At 71.4% G+C, this 15,951-nt stretch carries 17 protein-coding genes; 7 read left to right on the top strand and 10 right to left on the bottom strand.

Annotation, left to right across the window (positions count from 1 at the left end):
• Window positions 1-6: 6 nt before the first annotated feature.
• The 3 genes from nadD to IAG44_RS27265 form a co-directional block, all read right to left on the bottom strand.
• Window positions 7-633: a nicotinate-nucleotide adenylyltransferase gene (gene nadD / locus IAG44_RS27275; RefSeq protein ID WP_187749713.1), complete on the bottom strand. Its 627-nt coding sequence runs from the start codon at window positions 631-633 to the stop codon at window positions 7-9.
• Window positions 634-678: 45 nt separating this feature from the next.
• Entirely contained in the window at window positions 679-843 is a 165-nt protein-coding gene (locus IAG44_RS27270; protein ID WP_187749712.1) for a hypothetical protein, read from the bottom strand.
• A gap of 145 nt (window positions 844-988) precedes the next feature.
• Window positions 989-1,132: a hypothetical protein gene (locus IAG44_RS27265; protein WP_187749711.1), complete on the bottom strand. Its 144-nt coding sequence runs from the start codon at window positions 1,130-1,132 to the stop codon at window positions 989-991.
• Window positions 1,133-1,286: 154 nt separating this feature from the next.
• Between IAG44_RS27265 and IAG44_RS27260 the strand changes: the two genes are divergently transcribed.
• A complete protein-coding gene (locus IAG44_RS27260; RefSeq protein ID WP_187749710.1) occupies window positions 1,287-2,384 on the top strand; it encodes a M48 family metallopeptidase in 1,098 nt (365 codons plus the stop codon).
• A gap of 357 nt (window positions 2,385-2,741) precedes the next feature.
• Here the strand turns inward: IAG44_RS27260 and IAG44_RS27255 are convergent, their stop codons facing one another.
• The 7 genes from IAG44_RS27255 to rfbA form a co-directional block, all read right to left on the bottom strand.
• Window positions 2,742-3,809, bottom strand: a complete 1,068-nt coding sequence (locus IAG44_RS27255) for an SCO2583 family membrane protein (protein ID WP_187749709.1) — start codon at window positions 3,807-3,809, stop codon at window positions 2,742-2,744.
• A 97-nt stretch (window positions 3,810-3,906) separates the two neighbouring features.
• Window positions 3,907-4,482, bottom strand: coding sequence for an SCO2584 family spore wall biosynthesis protein (locus IAG44_RS27250; RefSeq protein WP_187749708.1), 576 nt, complete (start codon window positions 4,480-4,482; stop codon window positions 3,907-3,909).
• A 101-nt stretch (window positions 4,483-4,583) separates the two neighbouring features.
• The gene (locus IAG44_RS27245; RefSeq protein ID WP_187749707.1) at window positions 4,584-5,870 is read right to left on the bottom strand and encodes a glutamate-5-semialdehyde dehydrogenase; all 1,287 of its coding nucleotides are present in this window, start codon (window positions 5,868-5,870) and stop codon (window positions 4,584-4,586) included.
• Between the two features lie 1,157 nt (window positions 5,871-7,027).
• A complete protein-coding gene (locus tag IAG44_RS27240; protein ID WP_187749706.1) occupies window positions 7,028-7,453 on the bottom strand; it encodes a hypothetical protein in 426 nt (141 codons plus the stop codon).
• A 335-nt stretch (window positions 7,454-7,788) separates the two neighbouring features.
• The gene (gene proB, locus IAG44_RS27235) at window positions 7,789-8,898 is read right to left on the bottom strand and encodes a glutamate 5-kinase (protein ID WP_187752881.1); all 1,110 of its coding nucleotides are present in this window, start codon (window positions 8,896-8,898) and stop codon (window positions 7,789-7,791) included.
• Window positions 8,899-8,994: 96 nt separating this feature from the next.
• Complete coding sequence (rfbC, locus tag IAG44_RS27230; protein ID WP_187749705.1) at window positions 8,995-9,594, bottom strand: dTDP-4-dehydrorhamnose 3,5-epimerase; 600 nt, start codon at window positions 9,592-9,594, stop codon at window positions 8,995-8,997.
• An 11-nt stretch (window positions 9,595-9,605) separates the two neighbouring features.
• On the bottom strand, window positions 9,606-10,475 hold the full coding sequence (gene rfbA, locus IAG44_RS27225) for a glucose-1-phosphate thymidylyltransferase RfbA (RefSeq protein WP_187749704.1): 870 nt from the start codon (window positions 10,473-10,475) through the stop codon (window positions 9,606-9,608).
• Between the two features lie 135 nt (window positions 10,476-10,610).
• Here rfbA and rfbB point away from each other — a divergent pair, with 135 nt between their 5' ends.
• The 6 genes from rfbB to IAG44_RS27195 all read left to right on the top strand — a co-directional run bounded on the left by rfbB (window position 10,611) and on the right by IAG44_RS27195 (window position 15,908).
• Window positions 10,611-11,600: a dTDP-glucose 4,6-dehydratase gene (gene rfbB / locus IAG44_RS27220; RefSeq protein WP_187749703.1), complete on the top strand. Its 990-nt coding sequence runs from the start codon at window positions 10,611-10,613 to the stop codon at window positions 11,598-11,600.
• On the top strand, window positions 11,597-12,439 hold the full coding sequence (gene rfbD, locus IAG44_RS27215; RefSeq protein WP_187749702.1) for a dTDP-4-dehydrorhamnose reductase: 843 nt from the start codon (window positions 11,597-11,599) through the stop codon (window positions 12,437-12,439). Before rfbB ends, rfbD begins: the two co-directional genes overlap by 4 nt.
• Window positions 12,436-13,701: a lipopolysaccharide biosynthesis protein gene (locus tag IAG44_RS27210; RefSeq protein WP_187749701.1), complete on the top strand. Its 1,266-nt coding sequence runs from the start codon at window positions 12,436-12,438 to the stop codon at window positions 13,699-13,701. The genes rfbD and IAG44_RS27210 overlap by 4 nt, the downstream gene beginning before the upstream one ends.
• Before the next feature lie 163 nt (window positions 13,702-13,864).
• Entirely contained in the window at window positions 13,865-14,248 is a 384-nt protein-coding gene (locus tag IAG44_RS27205; protein WP_246562130.1) for a DUF2304 domain-containing protein, read from the top strand.
• Window positions 14,245-15,015, top strand: coding sequence for a glycosyltransferase family 2 protein (locus IAG44_RS27200; protein WP_187749699.1), 771 nt, complete (start codon window positions 14,245-14,247; stop codon window positions 15,013-15,015). The genes IAG44_RS27205 and IAG44_RS27200 overlap by 4 nt, the downstream gene beginning before the upstream one ends.
• Window positions 15,012-15,908: a glycosyltransferase family 2 protein gene (locus IAG44_RS27195; protein WP_187749698.1), complete on the top strand. Its 897-nt coding sequence runs from the start codon at window positions 15,012-15,014 to the stop codon at window positions 15,906-15,908. The genes IAG44_RS27200 and IAG44_RS27195 overlap by 4 nt, the downstream gene beginning before the upstream one ends.
• The last annotated feature ends 43 nt before the right edge of the window (window positions 15,909-15,951 follow it).

The raw sequence follows: 15,951 nt of genomic DNA, 5'->3' as shown, positions 1-15,951 counted from the left end.
CTCGCCTCACTCGCCGCGGTACAGCTCGCGCTTGTCGATGTAGCGCACGACGCCGTCCGGCACCAGGTACCAGACGGGGTCCCCCTTGGCGACGCGCGCGCGGCAGTCGGTGGAGGAGATCGCGAGCGCCGGGACCTCGACGAGGGAGACGATGCCGTCGGGCAGGCCGGGGTCGGCGAGGTTGTGCCCCGGACGGGTGACGCCGATGAAGTGGGCCAGGGCGAAGAGTTCGTCCGTGTCGCGCCAGGTGACGATCTGGGCGAGGGCGTCGGCGCCGGTGATGAAGAAGAGGTCGGTGTCCGGGTTGAGGGCACGCAGGTCGCGCAGGGTGTCGACGGTGTAGGTGGGGCCGCCCCGGTCGATGTCGATGCGGCTCACCGAGAACTGGGGGTTCTCGGCGGTCGCGATGACCGTCATCAGGTAGCGGTCCTCCGCCGGGGAGACCGCGCGGTGGCTCTTCTGCCAGGGCTGGCCGGTGGGGACGAACACGACCTCGTCCAGGTGGAACGCCGCGGCGACCTCACTGGCCGCCACGAGGTGTCCGTGGTGGATCGGATCGAACGTCCCGCCCATGACGCCGAGTCGGCGCTTTCCCGGGTTCGACGGGCCGGTAGGCATGTCCTGCTCTCCCATGCGGCAGACCCTACCGGCCCTTCGTGAAGGGTCCGGCCGGATGCCTCAGCGGTCGCGGTTGAAGCGGGTGGTGATCCACAGCAGGAGCATCAGGATCAGGAAGGCGGCACCGCCCGTGACCAGCGGGTTCAGGCTTTCGTGGTTGCCACCGTGCTCCTCGCCCTCGGCGGCGAGCGTGACCAACTGAACTGCGGTGCTGTGGAGGCTCATCTTCGTCAGGACCTATCCGGTGTGGGCAGCATAAAGATGTCGGCCCATCGTACGGGGAGGGGTTGCCGGCGATCACGCCGACTCCGCCATCGGGAGACCGGCGGGGGAAGGCGGGGGAACCGGTGCGGGGAACTTTCCCCGGGGGTCAGTCGTCCTTCTTGTAGCCGCGCAGCAGGAACCACCCCGTCAGCACACAGCCCACGACCATCACGACAAGGACGATCCGGAGCAGGTTCCCCGGCCCCTGCTGGTCTGCGGCGGCGAGCCAGGCTGCGGGGTTGTGCTCCATGGTGCGGGACTCCTTAGATCCGGTGCTGTTCACCGTAACTCCGCTTAGGCTGGCTGCGTCCTCGGGGGTACAAAGGACCGCACAAAGGTCAGCAAAGGGGCCGTAAGAAGCCCTGCCGAAGAAGCTCACTCATATCTCGCACATGGGGGATGACATGTCCGACGACGGCCAAGAGCAGAGCGGCCACGAGAACGTGCCCAGCAGGCAGCGCAGGCGGTTCCCGGAGATCTCCTCGCGCGCCTACGAACACCCCGCCGACCGTTCCGCCCTGGTCGCCCTGCGCAAGCTGAGCGGCTTCGACACGGTGTTCAAGGCGCTCAGCGGGCTCCTCCCGGAGCGCAGCCTGCGCCTGTTGTTCCTCTCCGACTCGGTCCGCGTCTCGGACCAGCAGTTCGCGCACCTCAACGACATGCTGCGGGACGCCTGTTACATCCTGGACCTGGAGAAGGTCCCGCCGATGTACGTCAACCAGGACCCCCAGCCCAACGCGATGTGCATCGGCCTCGACGAGCCGATCATCGTCGTCACCACGGGCCTCGTCGAACTCCTCGACGAGGAGGAGATGCGCGCGGTCATCGGGCACGAGGTGGGGCACGCCCTCTCCGGGCACTCCGTGTACCGCACGATCCTGCTGTTCCTGACGAACCTCGCCCTGAGGGTCGCCTGGATCCCCCTCGGCAACCTCGCGATCATGGCGATCGTGACGGCGCTGCGGGAGTGGTTCCGCAAGTCCGAGCTGTCGGCCGACCGAGCCGGTCTGCTGGTCGGGCAGGACCTCCAGGCGTCCATGCGCGGCCTGATGAAGATCGCGGGCGGCAACCACCTCCACGAGATGAACGTCGACGCGTTCCTCAAGCAGGCCGAGGAGTACGAGCAGGGCGGCGACCTCCGCGACTCCGTCCTCAAGATCCTCAACGTCCTCCCCCGCTCCCACCCCTTCACCACCGTCCGCGCCGCCGAGCTGAAGAAGTGGGCCGAGTCCCGCGACTACCAGCGCATCATGGACGGCCACTACCCGCGCCGCACCGAGGACAAGGACACGTCGGTCACCGACTCCTTCCGCGAGTCGGCCGCCAGCTACGCCTCCAACGTCAAGAACTCCAAAGACCCCCTGATGAAGCTGGTCACCGACATCGCCGGCGGCGCAGGCGACCTCGGCGACCGAGTCCGCCGCGGCTTCGGCGGCCGCACATCGACCTCCACAAAGGACCGCCCCCAGGACGACACGGAGACACGCCGGGACGAGGAGTAGGGGGCGGGGAGCAGGAAGCAGGCCGGGGGCGGCTCTGGCGGAACGCCGTGGCGGGCAGTGCCAGCGGCATCGCCGGGGGCGCCTTCATCAAGACGCCAGGCACGTCCCCCAGCTGTACGCCGGGGGACGTTCCAGCAGTACACGCCGGGGCGGCGGGAGGCGTGGCCCCGGCGGGAGGCTGGTCGCGGGTCTGACCACAAGGGCCAGCCGCTCTCTCCCCCCGGCGGGGCCTTTGCCGGACACGGCCCCGTGCCCCGCATGGCCGGCCTCTCTCCCCCGCGGTCACTGCCCCGCGCGGTCGTCCCCCGACTCCCGTGCCTCACCCACCTCTTCCGCCCCCACTCCCCGCAACCCCCCTCACACCTTCGGCAACGCACCCCCCGCCAGCGTCCCGCACAACGCCGCCGTGCTCCCCGTGCTGTAGGGATCCGTGCCGGCCGGCCCCGCGGTGCCGGCGGTCTGGCCGGCGAGGAGGGGGTGCAGGTAGCCGACTGTGTCGGTGGAGCAGGACAGGGGGCCGGCTTGGGCCGAGGAGAGGAGGAGTTGGGTCTGGCGGAGTCTCAGGTCGTCGTGGTCGAAGCGGAAGTGGAGTTCGCGGCGGACGGTGAAGAGGGAGACCGGGGTTGTGCCCTGGGCGGCGCTCAGGGCGTAGACGAATGTGTGGTCGGCCGTCACTTCCAGCGTCGCCGCGTCGGTCTCGGCGATGCCGAGCGTGCCGCGTACCCGGATCCCGGGGTCGGCGAGCCGCACCTGTCCGGGGTCGAAGCGGACCAGCCAGCCGGTGGGCGCGTGCAGCCCGTCCGCGGAGGGGTGGGTGAAACTCGCGTCGAACTGGTCGAGTTGGTCGGAGTGGAGCAGGACGCGGGCCGCGCGGGTCTGCCGCTCGAACAGCACCTCGGGGTAGAGCGCCGAGCGGACGATGTACTCCTTGGCCGTGGTGAGCGCGGTGACGACCTGGCTCTCGGAGAAGTGCGCGGTGCGCCGCGCGGCGGGCAGCGTGACCCCGTCGGCCCCGGTCTTGAAGTGCGCGGCGGGACTGTGCGCGTACAGGACCCGTGCCTCGTCCGCACCCGGCACCGGGGCCTGAGGGGCGAGCGGCACGACCGTCATCCGCAGGGGTTCGACGGCCCTGCGCGCGGCCGGTGACTGATAGGGGTTGCGGACGCCCATGTAGATCGCCGTACCGAAGGCGATCATGATCAGCAGGACCAGGAAGAGGACCTGCCGGGTGAGCCCCCGGCGCAGCGGCGGGGGCCGGCGCCGGACGGCGGGCGCGTGATCGCCGATGCGTTCCCGCGCGGAGTACTCCTGGAGTTGGGCAGCGCGGACGAACGACTCGTCGAAGACGACGGATCGGTACTCGTCCTCTCCACCGGCAGGAGCGCCCTCGGGTGTCCCCTCCGGTGGGTCTCCAGGCCCGCCCATACCTTCAGAGTAGGTCTCAGGAGCCCCGGGTAAACGCCCTGTTGCACGCCAACTTCTGACAGGTTCTCAGCAAGCAGGCGAGGGCTCCCCGTAGCTCTCAGGGGGTACGGGGGATAGCCGCGACCGGTGGTGCGGCGGGGTCCGTGGAGGCCGACGGGGTGGCGTCGGGACCGGTCGAGGCGGGCGGGGTCTGACGGCTGCCGCCACTGCTGGAGGAGGCGCCCCGGTAGACGGCGGTGAAGGCGAGCGAGACCATGCCGATGCCCATGACCAGGGCGAGCATCCAGGCGACGGGCCGGTGCCAGCGGACCTGTTTGCCGTACGTTCCGTAGAACCCGTACGACGCCGGGGTGTGGAAGCGGGCGTCGAGGACGTCGGGATCGTCCAGGTCGTCGAGGTCGTCCGCGTCGCGGCGGGCCGCGCGGCCGCGGTCGTCGGCGGGCCCGTCGGGGCGGGTGGTGGGGCGGCGGGATTCGGCCTCCGCGGCCTCGGCTCTCGCCTCGGCGGCGGCCAGGAGGCGTTCGACGGCGGTGGGTTCGTGGAACTCCGCCGCCTTCACGAACGCCTCGTCGAAGACCACGGAGGCGAACTCTTCGTCCGACGCTCCGCGGTCGTGGTCGTCGTCGGGCTGTCCGCCGTCCGGGAACGGCGTGCCCTCCACGTCCTCCGGCACGTGTTCCAGAGTAGACCTGGGGGGTGGATTTGGGCAGACGGTATGGATATTCGACCACCCGATGAGACGCCTTTCACGCGCCGGCGCTCATGTCCTGACGCTCACTTACGGATGTGGCCGTCCCCGGTGACGATGTACTTGGTGCTGGTCAGCTCCGGCAGGCCCATCGGGCCGCGGGCGTGCAGCTTCTGCGTCGAGATGCCGATCTCCGCGCCGAAGCCGAACTGGCCGCCGTCCGTGAAGCGGGTGGAGGCGTTCACCGCGACGGTCGTCGAGTCGACCAGCTGGGTGAAGCGGCGGGCGGCCTGCTGGGAAGTGGTGACGATCGCCTCCGTGTGGCCCGAGGTCCACAGGCGGATGTGCTCGACGGCCTTGTCCAGCGAGTCGACGACGGCGGCGGCGATGTCGTACGACAGGTACTCCGTCTCCCAGTCCTCCGCCGTGGCCTCCACGACCGTCGCCTTCGAGCCCTTCGCGTACGCCATGACGCGTTCGTCGGCGTGCACGGTGACGCCGGCCTCGGCCAGCGCGTCGAGGGCGCGCGGCAGGAACTCCGGGGCGATGTCCTGGTGGACGAGCAGCGTCTCGGCGGCGTTGCAGACGCTGACGCGCTGGGCCTTCGAGTTGATCAGGATCTCGATCGCCGTGTCGAGGTCGGCCTGCGCGTCGACGTAGACGTGGCAGTTGCCGGTGCCGGTCTCGATGACCGGGACGGTCGACTCGGTGACGACGGTCTGGATCAGCGAGGCGCCGCCGCGCGGGATGAGGACGTCGACGAGGCCCCGTGCGCGCATCAACTCCCGTACGGAGTCCCGGCTTTCGCCCGGCACGAGCTGGATCGCGTCGGCGGGCAGGCCCGAGCCGCCGACCGCGTCCCGCAGGACCCGCACCAGCGCCGCGTTCGAGGCGTACGCGGAGGCCGAGCCGCGCAGGAGGACGGCGTTGCCGGACTTGAGGCAGAGGGCGGCGGCGTCGACGGTCACGTTGGGCCGGGCCTCGTAGATGATCCCGACGACGCCGAGCGGCACGCGGACCTGGCGCAGGTCGATCCCGTTCGGCAGGGTGTTGCCCCGCACGACCTCGCCCACCGGGTCGGGCAGCGCGACGACGTCCCGCACGTCCGAGGCGATGGCCCTGATCCGCTCCGGCGTCAGCGTCAGCCGGTCGACGACCGACTCGCTCGTCCCCGCCTCGCGCGCCCGCGCCACGTCCTCAGCGTTCGCCTCCACGATCTCCGCCGTCCGCACCTCCAGCGCGTCCGCGATCGCCAGCAGCGCGTCATCCTTCGCCGCCCTCGGCAACGGCCCGAGATCCGCCGCAGCGGCCTTCGCCCGATAAGCGGCCTCGATGACCGGGGACATGGCGTCATACGGAGAAAGCGTGGTCATGGGAAGAGCGTAGTGCTCCACCGAGAGCTGTCCATCTACTGGTCCAGTGCGCGAGACAAGGGGGACGGGAGTGGCGTGCGCGCAAGACGCAAGACGCAAGACGCAAGACGCGGGGCGCGGGGCGGCGTACACGCCGAGACGCGAGGGACGGGAGTGACGTGCGCGCGAGACGCGAGGCGCGGGGCGACGTGCGCGCAAGACGCGAGGCGCGGGGCGGGGGGCGTGCGCGCAAGACGCGGGGGACGGGAGTGGCGAGACGCGAGACGCGAGGCGCGGCGCGGGGGGGCGTGCGCGCAAGACGCGGGGGACGGGAGTGGCGTGCGCGCGAGACGCGAAGCGCGGCGCGGGGGGGGCGTGCGCGCAAGACGCGAGGCGGCGCGCGTGCGAGACGCGAGGCGCGAGGCGGCGCGCGCAAGACGCGCGGGACGGGAGTGACGTGCGCGCAAGACGCGAGGCGCGGGGCGGCGTACACGCGAGGCGCCTTCGGGTCGCCGGGTGCACGGGGTGTCGCGCGAGCGCCCACGAGGTATCGGGCCCGGAGGCCGGGCAGGCAGCCGGAAAGCGAACGCCAGGACAGGCTGAGGGGAGAGGGCGAGCCGGAGGGCCCAGCCGAAGCACCGCCCCACCCCGAACCCGCGCCCGGAACCACCACCGCAGCTCACGCCGGCCCCCGCCCGCGTCGAGGCCCCCGGGGTGGACTCGGACCGGGTCGCCCAGACCCAGGTGGGCGCTGCCCGCGTGAGCACCGCTCGGCGGCCCGGCCCAGCACCCATGTCCCGTCCCGCTGCCTCGCCCCGGCCCAGCGCCCGTGCCCTGTCCCACCTCGCCCCGTCCCGCCGCCCGTGCCTCATCCCGCCTCCTCGCCCCCGCCCCGGCCCGGCCCCCGGCGCCCCACCCGGCCCGGCACCTCAGCCGGCCCCGGCACCCCAGCCCTGGCCCCAGCCCCTCGCCCCAGCCCCTCGCCCCAGCCCTCGCCCTCGCCCTCGCCCTCGCCCTCGCCCTCGCCCTCGCCCTCGCCCTCGCCCTCGCCCTCGCCCTCGCCCTCGCCCTCGCCCTCGCCCTCGCCGCAAAGCGTGCCGCGTTCGGCTTCGCCGGTCCTTCTCCCCCCCCGGCCGAGGTGGTCCGGGGTTCGGCTTCCCCTCTGGCACAGCCGTGTGTCAGAACGGGTGTACGCCCACCGGGGTCGCCGGTAGCGGCCCGTAGCCGTCGGAGACTCGTTGGTGGTAGGTCTTGCGGTCGATGACCTCCAGGCCGACGATCTCCCAGGGCGGGAGGTTGGCGGACTGGCGGTGTTCGCCCCAGAGACGGAGGGCCACGGCGGCGGCGTCGTGGAGGTCGCGGGCCTCTTCCCAGTAGCGGATCTCCGCGTGGGTGGGGGCGTAGCGGCTGGTGAGGAGGAAGGGGTGGTCGTGGGCCAGTTGCTCCAGGGCCGCCCGCAGATCCTTCAGCGGGACTTCCGTGCCGGAGACGCTGAGGGTGACGTGCCAGAGGCGGGGCAGGTCCTTCGGCGGCTGATAGCTCTCCCCCGCCGCGACGCTGGTCAGTCCCCCGCGGGCCGTCGGCCCGGGGCGCTCTCGACTCACGACGGCCTCCTTCACACAGGTTGTGCCTTGAGCACAGTTGAGCAGGCCGCCGGGGTCCCGCGCGGCGCTTTCACGGAACGTCCCCCACCGGTACGTGACCGTTCGATTGCGAAGAGCCCGCCCGTACGACAAAGAGACAGTCCTACACCCCACGCCCCAGCTCCACTCCCCCCCTCCCCCGCACCCCACGCCGACCTCAACACCCCAACCCGACGCCCCCTCCGCACCCGAGCCTCCGCGTCCAGGCCCACCCCGCGCCCCGACCACCCCCGCCCGGCCGGTACCAACCCCCTGAACACACCCCCACCCCCGCCCTACTCCACCCCGCCCCCCCCTCACACCCCCGCCAACACCACCAGATCGTCCCGGTGCACAACCTCCCGCTCATACTCCGCCCCCAACTCCCGCGCCAACTCCCGCGTGGACCGCCCAAGCAACTGCGGAATCTCCTTCGCATCGAAGTTGACCAGCCCCCGCGCGACGGCCCGCCCCGCGGAGTCCCGCAGCTCGACGGGGTCTCCGGCGCTGAAGTCGCCCTCGACCGAGGCGATCCCGGCCGGCAGAAGGGACTTGCGGCGTTCGACGACCGCCTTGACGGCCCCGTCGTCGAGGGTGAGCGCCCCGCGGGGCGTGGAGGCGTGCTGGAGCCAGAGGAGCCGGTCGGCGGAGCGCTTGCCGGTGGGGTGGAAGTACGTTCCGGTGTCGCCCCCGGACAGCGCCTCGGCGGCGAAGACGGCGCTGGTGAGGACGACGGGGATGCCGGCCGCGGCGGCGATACGGGCGGCCTCGACCTTCGTCACCATCCCGCCCGTCCCGACGCCCGCCTTCCCGGCGCTGCCGATCTCGACGTGCGCGAGGTCGCCCGGCCCGTGGACCTCGGCGATCCGCGAGGTCCCGGGCCTGCTGGGGTCGCCGTCGTACACGCCGTCGACGTCGGAGAGGAGGACGAGGAGGTCGGCGTGGACCAGGTGCGCGACGAGCGCCGCGAGCCGGTCGTTGTCACCGAAGCGGATCTCGTCCGTGGCGACCGTGTCGTTCTCGTTGACGACCGGGAACGCGCCCATCGCGAGCAGCTTGTCCAGCGTCCGGGACGCGTTGCGGTGGTGGGCCCGGCGGCTCATGTCGTCGCTGGTGAGCAGGACCTGTCCGACGCGGACGGAGTACCGCGCGAAGGACGCGGTGTAGCGGGCGACGAGCAGCCCCTGCCCGACGCTCGCGGCGGCCTGCTGGCGCGCGAGGTCCTTGGGCCGCCGGCGCAGGCCGAGCGGTGCGAGACCGGCGGCGATGGCCCCGGAGGAGACCAGGACGATCTCCTTCTCGCCCCCGCTGCGGGTCTTCGCGAGGACGTCCACCAGGGCGTCGACGCGGTCGGCGTCGAGGCCCCCGGAGGCGGTGGTGAGGGAGGAGGATCCGACCTTGACGACGATCCTGCGCGCCTCTGCCACCCGCTGCCTTGCCGCTGTCACGTGCACTGCCCTCACTCTTCGCTCAGCACCGGCTTCGCAATGTACGTGAGGAACCGCGCGGGCCGCCGGTCCGTTTCAGAGTGCGAGCGAACGCCGGAACGCCAGGCACTCCTCGTACACCGGCAGGATGCCCGCCGCGCGGGCCTGCGCCAGCGTCGGCCCCTGCGCGTCCTTCGCGGACAGCTCGGGCTCCCCCTCGACCGGCCAGCGGACGCCGATCTCCGCGTCCAGCGGGTACACCGTGTGCTCGCGCTGCGGCGCGTACCCCTCGGAGCACAGGTAGGTCACCGTGGCCCCTTCAGTGAGCGCGCAGAAGCCGTGCCCCAGGCCCTCGGAGATGTAGACGGCGCCCCGGGTCTCGTCGTCGAGGCGGACGGCCTCCCACTGGCCGAACGTGGGCGAGCCCACCCGGACGTCGACGATGACGTCGAGGATCGCGCCCTTGACGCAGGTCACGTACTTCGCCTGGCTCGGCGGCACGTCGGCGAAGTGGATGCCGCGCACGACACCGGCGGCGGAGACGGAGAGGTTGGCCTGCTTGAGGTTCAGCGGGTGGCCGACCGCCTCCTCCAGGTACTCGGTCTTGAACCACTCCAGGAAGAGCCCCCGGGCGTCGCCGTGCTGCTGGGGCACGAACTCCCAGGCGCCCTCGATGGAAAGGGGGTTGACCTTCATGGCGTGTCCTCTCAGGCGTCGTGCGTCAGCAGGTCGAGCAGGTACGTCCCGTACCCGCTCTTGAGCAGCGGCTGGGCCAGCGCCCGCAGCTGCTCGTCGTCGATGAACCCGGCCCGCCAGGCGGCCTCTTCGAGGCAGCCGATCTTCATGCCCTGGCGTTCCTCGACGACCCGGACGTACTCGGACGCCTGGACGAGGGACTGGAAGGTACCGGTGTCGAGCCAGACGGTGCCCCGGTCGAGGACGGAGACGTGGAGGTCGCCCCGCTCCAGGTAGTAGCCGTTGACGTCGGTGATCTCCAGCTCGCCGCGCGCGCTGGGCGTGAGCCCCTTGGCGATCTCGACGACGCGGCTGTCGTAGAAGTAGAGCCCGGGGACGGCGTACCGGGACTTGGGCTGGGCGGGCTTCTCCTCGATGGAGCGGGCGCGGCCGTCCTCGTCGAAGTCGACGACGCCGTACTCGGTCGGGTTGGAGACGGCGTGCGCGAAGACGACGCCGCCCTCGGGCGCGACGAAGCGGGCGAGCTGCCGGCCGAGGCCGACGCCGTGGAAGATGTTGTCGCCGAGGATGAGGGCGACGGGTTCGTCGCCGATGAAGTCCTCGGCGATGAGGAACGCCTCGGCGATGCCGTTGGGCTTGTCCTGCGTGGCGAACTCGATGTTCAGGCCCCAGTCGGAGCCGTCGCCGAGCAGCCGCTCGAACTGGGGGCGTTCGTCGGGTCCGGTGATGATCAGGATGTCCCGCAGTCCGGCCATGACCAGGGTGGACAGGGGGTAGTAGATCATCGGCTTGTCGAAGACCGGCATCAGCTGTTTCGACACCGCACGGGTGATCGGCCACAGTCGGGAACCGGTACCACCGGCGAGCAGAATTCCACGCATGGACAAGCACCCTACGGCAGTGCGGGACCCCGCTCGTCCGGGTGCCGCCCTCGTCAGGCACAGTTCGCACAACAAACACGACGACAACAACCGGGGAACAGTGCTGGTTCCCGACGCCCTAGAATGCGGGTTCTTATGAGGATTCTTGTCACCGGCGGCGCCGGATTCATCGGGTCACAGTTCGTACGGGCCCTGCTTCTGAACGAGCTCCCCTCGGGGGAGGGCGCGCAGGTCACGGTCCTGGACAACCTGACCTACTCCGGCAACCAGGAGAACCTGGCCCCGGTCGCGGACAAGGCGGGCTACACGTTCGTCCACGGCGACATCCGGGACTACGCCGTGGTGGACGACGTGATGCGCGGCCAGGACGCGGTCGTGCACTTCGCGGCCGAGTCCCACGTGGACCGCTCGATCGCGGACTCCTCGCCGTTCGTCACGACGAACGTGCTGGGCACCCAGGTCCTGCTGGACGCCGCCAAGCGGCACGGCGTGGGCCGCTTCGTGCACGTCTCCACGGACGAGGTGTACGGCTCGATCAGCGAGGGCTCCTGGACCGAGGACTGGCCGCTGGCCCCGAACTCCCCGTACTCGGCGTCGAAGGCGGGCTCCGACCTGCTGGCGCTGTCCTACCACCGCACGCACGGCATGGACGTCGTCGTCACCCGGTGCTCGAACAACTACGGGCAGTACCACTTCCCGGAGAAGATGATCCCGCTGTTCACGACGAACCTGCTGGACGGCAAGAAGGTCCCGCTGTACGGCGAGGGCCTGAACATCCGGGACTGGCTGCACGTCTCCGACCACTGCCGGGGCATCGAGCTGGTGCTGCGCGGCGGGCGGGCCGGTGAGGTCTATCACATCGGCGGCGGCACCGAGGTGACCAACAAGGAGCTGACCGGCCTCCTGCTGGACGCCTGCGGCGCCGGCTGGGACATGGTCGAGCACGTCACCGACCGCAAGGGCCACGACCTGCGCTACTCCCTGTCGATCGAGAAGATCCGCGCCGAGCTGGGCTACGAGCCGCAGGTGACGTTCGAGCAGGGCCTCGCCGACACCGTCCAGTGGTACCGCGACAACCGCGCCTGGTGGGAGCCGCTGAAGGCGAAGGCGGCGCTTCCGGCATGACGCGCTGGCTGATCACCGGCGCGGGCGGGATGCTCGGCCGGGACCTCGTCGAGACGATACGCGGTGACGTCACCGCGCTGACCAGGGCCGACCTGGACATCACCGACCCGGCTGCCGTCCGGGAGGCCGTCACGGGCCACGACGTCGTCGTCAACGCCGCCGCGTGGACCGACGTGGACGGCGCCGAGGCGGACGAGGCCGCCGCGACCCGCGTGAACGGCGAGGGCGTCCGCGTCCTGGCCGAGGCGTGCGCGGCGTCCGGGGCCCGGCTGATCCAGGTCTCCACCGACTACGTCTTCCCGGGCGACGCGACCGAGCCCTACCGCCACGACTCCCCCACCGCCCCGCTGAACGCCTACGGGCGCGGCAAGCTGGTCGGTGAGGATGCGGTGAAACTTCTGCTGCCGGACACGGGCTATGTCGTGCGCACGGCGTGGCTGTACGGGGCGCACGGCCGCAACTTCGTGGCGACGATGCTGAAGCTCGCCGAGTCCCGGGAGACCGTCGAGGTCGTGAACGACCAGCGCGGCCAGCCGACGTGGACGGTGGCGCTGGCCCGGCAGATCGCGGCGCTCGGCGAGGCCGCCGTGGCGGGCACGGCCCCGGCCGGCGTCTACCACGGCACCGCGTCGGGCACGGCGACCTGGTTCGACCTGGCGCGCGCCGCCTACGCGCTGTCCGGCCTGGACCCCGAGCGGGTGCGTCCGACGACGTCCGAGAAGTTCGTGCGCCCGGCCCCGCGCCCCGCGTACAGCGTCCTCGCGCACGACCGCTGGGCAGCGGCCGGGATCGCCGTGCAGCCCGACTGGGAGAAGCAGCTCGCGGAGTACCTCGCGTGAGCCTCCTCGACCGGATCACGACCGCCCTGCCGACCGGAACGGCGTTCGTCGGGGCGGGTACGGCGCTGCTCGGCATCGCCAGCTACGTGCACCTCGCGGCGGCCGGGCACACCCTCGACGTCGACGACATGGCCAGCTTCTCCGTGCTGTGGACGGTCGTGTCGTCCATCGGGCTCGGCCTGTTCTTCCCGGTCGAGCAGGAGATCACCCGGCTCGTGGCGTCCCGGACCGTGCACGGCGACGGGGTCGCGCCGGTGCTGCGCCGGGGCGCGGCCCTGTCGCTGGGCCTGCTCGCGGCGGTGCTGGTGCCGCTCGCGGTGTTCTCGGGCAAGATCGCGGACGTCTTCTTCCACGGCGACGAGTCCCTGGTCCTCGCCCTCGGGGGCGCGTTCGCGGCGCTGGCGGTCGCCTATGTGACGCGCGGCGTCCTCGCGGGCCTCGGCCGCTTCCAGGCGTACGGCACCCAGCTCGGCCTCGACGGGGCCCTGCGGATCGTCCTGCCGGGGATCCTCGCGGTCGCCGGCGTGAAGTCGGTGTTCGCGTTCGCCGCCGTCCTGACGGTCGCCCCGCTGATCGCCGTCCTGCTGACGATCCGGCCGGTGCTGAGCGGCAGCCATCACGGCTCCCCGGCGCACTGGCGGGACCTGATCGAGCACCTGGGGCTGCTGGTCGGCTCGACGCTGCTCGCGCAGGTGCTGGTGAACATCGCGGTGATCAGCACCAAGCTGATCTCCACGAACGACGACGCGCTGGTCGCGGCGCTGCTGTCGGCCCTGGTCCTGGCCCGCGTCCCGCTGTTCGTGTTCGGGGCGTTCCAGGTGTCCCTGCTGGCCGGGCTCTCCTCGGCCGCCGCCGAGGGCGACCGGGCGGGGTACCGGCGGCTGCTGCTGCGGGCCGCGACGATCACCGGCGGCCTCGGCGTCGCGGGCGGTATCGGGGCGACCGCGCTGGGTCCCGCGCTGCTGCCCGCGCTGTTCGGGGCGCCGGACGTGCTGACGGCCGTCGACTTCGCGTGGCTGTCGCTCGGGACGACGCTCTACATGCTGGCGATGGTCCTCGGCCAGGCCCTGCTGACCAGCGGCGGAGCGCGCAAACAGCTCCTGGCGTGGGTGGTGGGGACGGCGGTGCTGCTGGCGGTCACGTTCAGCTCGCTGGAGCTGCGGACGCGGGTCGAGGTGGCCTACACCGCGGGGTCTTTCGCGGTCGTCGCCTTCATGACGCTCGTTGTTCGCGCTCGTGTAGGCTACCGTTCGCCGCACTGACGCGAGTGACCATCTTCCCCTCACTCCGGGTAGTCCATGTGACGGTCAGTGGACCACAGTCCGGCGGCCCCCTTCTGTGGCCGTCCACTCCGGCACATCCCGAGTACACCCCTGGTACACCTTTCCGGAAGAGTAGACAGGCCCTCTAGCCATGCAACTGTGGATGCTGACTTCGGTCACCGGCGTCTTCCTGGTGCTCTGCATCGTGGAGCTGCTGCGCCGCCGCAAGCTCAAGGAGAAGTACGCGTTCCTGTGGGTCTTCACCGGCATGGTGATCATCCCGCTCGGTTTCTTCCCCACCGGCCTCGACTGGGTGGCGCGCAACGTCGGGGTCCGCTCGGGTGTGAGCCTGATCCTCTTCCTCAGCGTCGCCTTCCTCTTCATCGTCTGCCTCCAGCTCAGCTGGGAGGTCGGGCACCTGGAGGAGGAGGGGCGCACGCTCTCCGAGGAGGTCGCGCTGCTGCGCATCGACGTCCAGGAGCTGCGGCAACAACTGGCCGAGGGCGAGACGACCGTCACCTCGGGGGACTCGGGGAGGCTCAAGTGATCGACGGCAAGCGCGTACTCATCATCATGCCGGCGTGGAACGAGGCCGACGGCGTCGCCGACGTCGTCAAGGAGGTCTACGCCACGCTGCCGGGCGTCGACATCCTGGTGGTCGACGACGGCTCGGGCGACGAGACGGCGAAGGTCGCGGGCGCGGCCGGGGCGACGGTCATGAAGCTGCCGTACAACCTGGGCGTGGGCGGCGCGATGCGGGCCGGCTACAAGTTCGCGCACGACCGCGGCTACGACGTCGCGATCCAGGTCGACGCGGACGGCCAGCACGACCCGCGCAACGTGCCCGAGCTGATAGAGCGCCTGGAGGCGGGCGCCGACCTGGTGATGGGCGCCCGGTTCGCGGGCACCGGCGAGTACGAGGCGCGCGGTCCCCGGCGCTGGGCGATGCTGGTGCTGGCGTTCTGGCTGTCGCGGATGGCGCGCACCAAGCTGACCGACGTGACCTCGGGCTTCCGGGCCTGCGGTCCTGATCTGATCGACGCGTTCGCGCGCTGGTACCCGGTGGAGTACCTGGGCGACACCGTCGAGTCGACAATCGCGGTCGTGCGCGCCGGGTACAAGGTCGAGCAGGTGCCGGTGGCGATGCGGGCGCGGACCACCGGGACGCCGAGCCAGTCGCCGTGGAAGGCGACGCTGTACCTGGGCCGGATCGGGATGATCCTGCTGCTGGCGTTCAGCCGCCGCTCGGCCCTCGGGCCGGCGCGCAAGCGGCAGTCCGCGAAGGCCGCGGCGCGGGAGAAGCAGAGCTCGTGACCATCGACATCATGCTGCCGCACTACGGCGACACCGCCCTGATGCAGGCGGCCGTGCAGAGCGTCCTCGACCAGACCGACAAGGACTGGCGGCTGACCGTCGTCGACGACGGCCGTGAGCCGGGGGTGCCGGAGTGGTTCGCGTCCCTCGGCGACGAGCGGGTGCGCTACGAGCGCAACGAGGTCAACCTCGGCATCACCCGCAACTTCCAGAAGTGCGTGGACCTCGTCGAGGCCACGCACTTCACGATGCTCGGCAGCGACGACCTGATGATGCCGACGTACGTCGAGACGCTGAAGGCGGCGATCGAGGCCGAGCCCGGCGCCGCGATCTACCAGCCGGGCGTCGAGGTCATCGACGAGCACGGCAAGCCGGTGACGACCCTCGGCGACGAGGTGAAGCGGCGCCTGTACGCGCCGAAGACCAGTGACGGACGCCGGCTGGTGCTGTCGGGCGAGCCGCTGGCGGCGAACCTGCTGGGCGGGAACTGGCTGTACTTCCCGTCGATCTGCTGGCGCGCGGACGCCGTGAAGGCGATCGGGTTCCGCGAGGAGCTGTCGGTCATCCAGGACCTGGCGCTGATCATCGAGCTGATCCGGCGCGGCGAGAGCCTGGTCGTGGACCCGGCGCCCGCGTTCCGCTACCGCCGCCACTCCGCGAGCCTGTCGTCCGCCGAGGCGGCGACCGGGTCGCGGTTCGGGGAGGCCGTGCGGTTCTTCAACGAGGTCGCCGACGAACTCGACGAGCACGGCTGGCACAAGGCCGCCAAGTCGGCCCGCCGGCACCTGTCGATGCGGCTGCACGCGCTGACGATGCTGCCGGGCGCGCTGCGCCACCGCCGCTCGGACGCGGTGCGCAGGCTGCTCGGGTACGCGCTGACCCGGGCCGAGTGAACCCCATGAACCGCTAAAAACATCTGCTGCTCCCGGGCCCCGA

It is taken from the genome of Streptomyces roseirectus (assembly GCF_014489635.1).
GTDB lineage: Bacteria > Actinomycetota > Actinomycetes > Streptomycetales > Streptomycetaceae > Streptomyces > Streptomyces roseirectus.
The sequence above is the reverse complement of the archived record's forward strand: the minus strand, read 5'-3'. Positions and strand labels throughout refer to the sequence as shown.

Bases quoted from the DNA above. Each gene is read 5' to 3' on its own strand.
- nadD (WP_187749713.1), bottom strand. From the start codon at position 633: ATGGGAGAGCAGGACATGCCTACCGGCCCGTCGAACCCGGGAAAGCGC.
- IAG44_RS27270 (WP_187749712.1), bottom strand. From the start codon at position 843: ATGAGCCTCCACAGCACCGCAGTTCAGTTGGTCACGCTCGCCGCCGAG.
- IAG44_RS27265 (WP_187749711.1), bottom strand. From the start codon at position 1,132: ATGGAGCACAACCCCGCAGCCTGGCTCGCCGCCGCAGACCAGCAGGGG.
- IAG44_RS27260 (WP_187749710.1), top strand. From the start codon at position 1,287: ATGTCCGACGACGGCCAAGAGCAGAGCGGCCACGAGAACGTGCCCAGC.
- IAG44_RS27255 (WP_187749709.1), bottom strand. From the start codon at position 3,809: ATGGGCGGGCCTGGAGACCCACCGGAGGGGACACCCGAGGGCGCTCCT.
- IAG44_RS27245 (WP_187749707.1), bottom strand. From the start codon at position 5,870: ATGACCACGCTTTCTCCGTATGACGCCATGTCCCCGGTCATCGAGGCC.
- rfbC (WP_187749705.1), bottom strand. From the start codon at position 9,594: ATGAAGGTCAACCCCCTTTCCATCGAGGGCGCCTGGGAGTTCGTGCCC.
- rfbA (WP_187749704.1), bottom strand. From the start codon at position 10,475: ATGCGTGGAATTCTGCTCGCCGGTGGTACCGGTTCCCGACTGTGGCCG.
- rfbB (WP_187749703.1), top strand. From the start codon at position 10,611: ATGAGGATTCTTGTCACCGGCGGCGCCGGATTCATCGGGTCACAGTTC.
- rfbD (WP_187749702.1), top strand. From the start codon at position 11,597: ATGACGCGCTGGCTGATCACCGGCGCGGGCGGGATGCTCGGCCGGGAC.
- IAG44_RS27205 (WP_246562130.1), top strand. From the start codon at position 13,865: ATGCTGACTTCGGTCACCGGCGTCTTCCTGGTGCTCTGCATCGTGGAG.